5 protein-coding genes are annotated in these 5542 nt (G+C 62.8%); all 5 read right to left on the reverse strand.

Translation table 11 applies throughout. The annotated features are described in order from the left end of the window. On the reverse strand, positions 1-1356 hold a 1356-nt coding region (locus tag EOD07_RS20505), incomplete at its 3' end, for a mannose-1-phosphate guanylyltransferase/mannose-6-phosphate isomerase (RefSeq protein WP_206519510.1). A 3-nt stretch (positions 1357-1359) separates the two neighbouring features. Beyond that, on the reverse strand, positions 1360-2787 hold the full coding sequence (locus tag EOD07_RS20510) for a phosphomannomutase (RefSeq protein ID WP_245470342.1): 1428 nt from the start codon (positions 2785-2787) through the stop codon (positions 1360-1362). Between the two features lie 377 nt (positions 2788-3164). Next, complete coding sequence (gene rfbD / locus EOD07_RS20515; RefSeq protein WP_127236761.1) at positions 3165-4064, reverse strand: dTDP-4-dehydrorhamnose reductase; 900 nt, start codon at positions 4062-4064, stop codon at positions 3165-3167. Further along, positions 4061-5194 (reverse strand): dTDP-glucose 4,6-dehydratase, encoded by a 1134-nt coding sequence (rfbB, locus tag EOD07_RS20520; protein WP_245470343.1) that lies wholly within the window; start codon positions 5192-5194, stop codon positions 4061-4063. Before rfbB ends, rfbD begins: the two co-directional genes overlap by 4 nt. A gap of 14 nt (positions 5195-5208) precedes the next feature. Next, positions 5209-5542, reverse strand: a 334-nt coding sequence (rfbC, locus tag EOD07_RS20525) for a dTDP-4-dehydrorhamnose 3,5-epimerase (protein WP_164772384.1), incomplete at its 5' end; no start/stop codon positions are given.

Below are 5542 nucleotides of genomic sequence, written 5' to 3' on the forward strand. Positions count from 1 at the left end.
GCTTTGCACCTCGATCATCACGAGCGGAAGGATGCCGGGATTTTCCAGGCGATGCTTGTGACCGCAGGGGATGTAGGTGGACTGGTTGATCGTGAGTAGGATTTCGCTCTCGCCGTTAACGACCTTGGCGGTTCCGCTTACCACCACCCAGTGCTCGGAGCGGTGGTGATGCGCCTGGAGGCTCAGGCGGCCATTTGGCTTCACTTCAATCCGCTTGATCTTGAAGCGGTGTCCTTCCTCCAGCACGGTATAGGTGCCCCATGGGCGATGCACAGTGCGATGCAGCGTCGCCGTCTCGTGCCCCGCCCCCTTGAGACGGTTATAGAGGTCCTTCACCTCCTGTGCCTTGTCCTTGTGCGCGACCAGAAGCGCGTCCGGCGTGTCCACGATCAAAAGATCCGAGACGCCGACAAGACCGACCAGCCGATCTTCGCTGTGCACATAGCAGTTCGCCGCGTCGTGCAGGATTGCCTCGCCGGTGGCGCGGTTGCCCTTGTCGTCGGCCGGAACAAGCTCCGACAGCACAGACCATGAGCCAATGTCCGACCAATCGAAACCGCAGGGCACGAAACCCACGTTGCCTGCCTTCTCCATCACCGCATAGTCGATGGAAACGGCGGGAACGGCCGCGAAGCTGTCCCTATCCACCTCGACAGTAAGTCTGTCGGCGCTATCCGTTGTCCTGCCTTTCTCGAGAGCCCTGCGCGCATTGGACAAGATGTCCGGGCATAGGTCCTGCATAGCTTCGAGCATCGAGCGGGCGGTGAAACAGAACATCCCTGAATTCCAGAAGAAGCGGCCGCTGGCGATGAATTGGGCTGCGGTGGCCGCATTCGGCTTTTCCACGAACCGAAGAACTCTATCGCCCTCGGCCTCGATGTAGCCAAAGCCCGTTTCCGGGCGGTCAGGCTTCACCCCGAATGTGACGATCTGGCCGGAGGCCGCAAACGCCGCCGCTTTCGCGACGCTCGCGCGGAAGCCGGCCTGATCAACTATCAGGTGATCCGCAGGAAGCACGACCAGGATGGCGTCTGGGTTCTCTTGCGCGACGTGCAATGCCGCGAGCGCAACTGCGGCCGCGGTATCGCGGCCGAACGGCTCCAGCAGGAATGTGTTCTTCACCTCCGGAGCCGCGACCTCCGCATATTCATCGGCGGTAAGAAACAGCAGATCACGGTTGGTGACGGTCACGACGTGATCGACGCCTTCAAGCTCCACGGCGCGGGCGTAAGTCTTTCGAATGAGCGTCCCGCCTTCCGGCAGCGGGATGAAGGGCTTCGGATGCAATGCGCGGGAAATCGGCCATAGCCGGGAGCCGACGCCGCCGCTGATGATGACAGGAACGATATTGGTCAAACTTCAACTTTCCAAGATTTGAGCCCGGCCGAGAGCGAGGCCCCAACCAAGCAATTCGTCTGCGCGCGATTCCGCCTTAGTCTCGACGTAGCAGCGCAATTCAGGCGCGTTGCCCGACGCACGGAAATGCACAACTTCTCCGTTACGGGCGGTGATACGCACACCGTCATGGTTGTCAATATTGGCTATGCCGCCGAGAACCGAGAAGATCCTGTCGGCATAGGTTGCGTCAGCCGCCAGCTTGCCGAGAAAGGACGCGCTATTCTCGGTCGGCACGCCTTCAAGCCGACCGCTTGCGCCGGAGAGAAAGCGAAAGTCGGCCGCTATCTCCGCGAGCGGACGGCCGGTCTTTGCAATCGCCGAAAGCACGCAAAGGATTGGCAATACCGAATCCCGCGTCTGCAAAGCCGGAAGGGTGCGCTCACCCTTCTCGACGGGCGAGCCGAGCAGAACGCCGCCATTCGCCTCGAACCCGACGACACATTTTCCGCCCTCGGCGAGAGCGGTCGCGATACCTTCAATAACGTAGGGCGAGCCCACGCGCGTGCGGACCACCCTTGCAAAATAACCGCAACGTTCCAGACCAGAGTTGGAGCTGACCGGCGTGACGACGCAATCGGCACCCAAGAAATGCGCGGTGATGGCACCTACAAGATCGCCGCGCACTAAAATACCGGCAGCGTCCGCCACGAGCGGCCTGTCGCCGTCGCCATCGGTGGACACGATCGCATCGAACGGTTCCGCCGCCGCCCATTGCTTGAGAAGCGCCACATCCTCCTGCCTGAGCGCCTCGGTGTCGACCGGAATAAAAGATTCGGCCCGGCCCAGAGCAATCGCGTCGGCGCCAAGTCCGCGAAGAATATCGACAATGATGTCCCTTGCCACAGAAGAATGCTGGTAGACGCCGACGCGCAGACCGGAGAGGCTGTCTTTTTCAAAGAAGCCTAGAAAGCGGTTCATGTAACCCTGGGACGGCTCGGCGCCTAACCGCACGGGATCAACTGCAGACAGTGACGGAACGCTATCCCCCACGGCCGCGTGGATCTCGACGATGTCGTGTTCGTCGCGCTTGTCGATCTCGCCGTCCGCCCGGTAAAATTTGAGGCCATTTCTGTCGTCGGGAATGTGACTGCCCGTGACCATTATTGCCGGAGCGTTTTTGCTGCTGGCGTGAAGCGCGAGCGCTGGCGTCGGTAACGCTCCACAATCGACCGGCACCTGCCCGGCCTTGGCGATCGCCGCGCGAACAAGCTGCGCGATGTCGGGACTGGACGCGCGAAGGTCACGTCCGACATAGACGTTCGAGCCTTCATTCAATGCGCCTCGATCCCGGAGCATGCGCAGAAAGGCGACTGTATAGGTGTACGCCGGCGGCCCTCGAAGCTCGCTGACGAGACCGCGCAGTCCACTGGTACCGAACTTCAAAGCCACCGTTTGCCATCCTTTCCGAAGAAATCTGGCCCGGTGCGAGTTAGGCAAATTGACATCGATTTCGCGAGCCCTGCGACAGCATTGCGGCGGATGCGGAGCATCGGGTAACGCATCGCTATAGATCAGCCACCTGAGTGGCTTGCTGTATTTTTCGAATTAATATTAGATACTTCTAATATCGATGAGCAGAAGAATGTTCCTCTGCGTTCAGCAAGGATAGTGCCTTTCAAGAAGGTCTCCTTGAGTTGCCGAGCCCCCCGACCCCGCAAGCTGCTCGTGCTTAGGTTTCGCGACGTGGCTTGTCAATCTCTGCCTGAACCTACGCACAGCTGGCCCCTAAACAACGCAGGCCAAGACAGTGGATATACGGCCGTCCGCTATTCCACAGGGATCCTTCCAATCGGAAGATGTCGTATAACGGCCTCGACCGAAGCCCGCCACTGCGGCGCCTGCCACCCGAACACACCCGCGAACTTCGCGCTCGACAGCCGCGAATTTTGCGGGCGCCTGGCCTTGGTCGGATAGTCGCTCGTCGCGATATCGCGCACTTTGGCGTGCGGGCCACCAAACGCCTTGCTTGTGTCGAGGATGTGACGGGCAAAGCCGCTCCAGGTGATCTCGCCCTCGCCCGCCAAGTGGTAGATGCCGAAGGCGGCGAAATTCCTGTCGTCTCCCAGCCTCGCCGCCGCATGCAGGATGGCGTCGGCGATGTCGAGCGCGGATGTCGGATTGCCCCATTGGTCGGCGACGACCGCGATCTCGTCGCGGTCACCGGCCAGCCTCAGCATCGTCTTGACGAAGTTCTTGCCGAAGGGGCTGTAGACCCAGGCCGTGCGCAGGATGAGGTGGCGCGGGTTTGCCGCCGCCACGGCCGCTTCGCCGGCGAGCTTGGAGGCGCCGTAGACGCCGAGCGGCGCGGTCGGGTCGGTCTCGACATAGGCGCCGTCCCTGGTGCCGTCGAAGACATAGTCGGTCGACAGGTGGATGACGGGGACGCCGAGCCTCGCCGCGGCTTCGGCCACCTTGCCGGCGCCGGTTGCGTTCACCGCGAAGGCCAGTTCCTTCTCGTCCTCGGCCTGGTCGACGGCGGTGTAGGCGGCGGCGGAAACGACGATGTCGGGCCTTGCCGCTTCCAATGCCGCGAACACCGTGCCGGGCCGCGCAAGGTCGAGCGCCGGGCGGCCGACGGCGACGACTTCGACATCGTCGCGACCCCGCGCCGCCTCGACCAGGCTTGCTGCGACCTGGCCCTCGCGTCCGGTGACGGCAAGCCTCACGTAATTACCTTCCTGCTCTCGGCCGCGTTCCCCGTTGAGCTGCTTGCGACCGGACTGTTTTGGCTGTTTGCGACCGCGCCATGGCCCAGCCGCTCGCCAGCGTAGCGCTGCTCGCGGATCGGCCCCCACCACCACTTGTTGTCGAGATACCAGTCGACGGTCCTGGCCAGGCCGCTGTCGAAATTCTCCCGCGGCGCCCAGCCGAGGTCGCGCGCGATCTTGGAGGCGTCGATCGCGTAGCGACGGTCATGTCCAGGGCGATCGGTGACGAAGGCGATCAGCTCGCGATAGCGCTTGCCGCTGGCGCGCGGGCGCCTGAGGTCGAGAAGATCGCAAATCGCCTCGACGACGCCGAGATTGGTGCGTTCGGAATTGCCGCCGACATTGTAGCTCTCACCCGGCCGCCCCTTGGTGGCCACCAGCTCGAGGGCCCGCGCGTGATCCTCGACGAACAGCCAGTCGCGCACATTGGCGCCGGCGCCGTAGACCGGCAGCGGCTTCTCGTCGAGCGCGTTGAGGATGACCAGCGGGATCAGCTTTTCGGGGAAATGGTACGGCCCGTAATTGTTCGAGCAGTTGGAAAGCACCACAGGCAGGCCATAGGTCTCGTGCCAGGCCCGCACCAGATGGTCGGAGGCCGCCTTCGAGGCCGAATAGGGCGAGGACGGCGCATAGGGCGTTTCCTCCACGAACATGCCGCCGTCGAAAGGCAGGTCGCCGAACACCTCGTCGGTCGAGACATGATGGAAGCGGAAGCCCGTCTTGCGCTCCTCGGACAGGCCGCGCCAGTATTCCAGCGCCGCATTCAGGATGCGGTAGGTGCCGACGATGTTGGTCTCGATGAAGGCGCCGGGCCCGTCGATCGAGCGGTCGACATGGCTCTCGGCGGCGAGGTTCATGACGATGTCGATGTCGTCGCGGCGCAAGATTTCCAGCACCGCGCGCTCGTCGCAGATGTCGGCCTGCTCGAAGCGGTAGTTATGCGCGTTCTCGATCGGCCGCAGCGACGCGAGGTTGCCGGCATAGGTGAGCTTGTCAAGATTGGTGACGCGGTAGGCCGGATTGGCGCACAGATGCCGGCACACGGCCGAGCCGATGAAGCCGGCGCCGCCGGTGACCAGGAAATTCATGCCGCCGTCCCTCCTCACGCGAACACCTCCGCCTCGGCAAGCAATGGCGCGTTGCGGTCCTTGTCGGAAAGCTGGAAGCCGCCGGGAAGCGCCGGCCATCTTATGCCGATCGCCGGATCGTCGAAGCGGATCGACCGGTCATGCCCGGGCGAGTAGGTGTCGGTGACCTTATACAGAATCTCGGTGTCCGGCACGAGCGTAACGAAGCCGTGCGCATATCCCTTGGGCACCAGGATCTGATTTCCTTTCTCCGCCGAAATCTCCAGCGCCGACCATTGACCGAATGTCGGCGAGGAGCGGCGGATGTCGACGACGACGTCGAACACGCTGCCTCGCACGACCCGCAAC

The organism is Mesorhizobium sp. M2C.T.Ca.TU.002.02.1.1 (assembly GCF_003997225.1).

Coding starts and splice junctions, on each gene's coding strand:
- rfbB (WP_245470343.1), bottom strand. CDS start 5,194: ATGAATTTCCTGGTCACCGGCGGCGCCGGCTTCATCGGCTCGGCCGTG.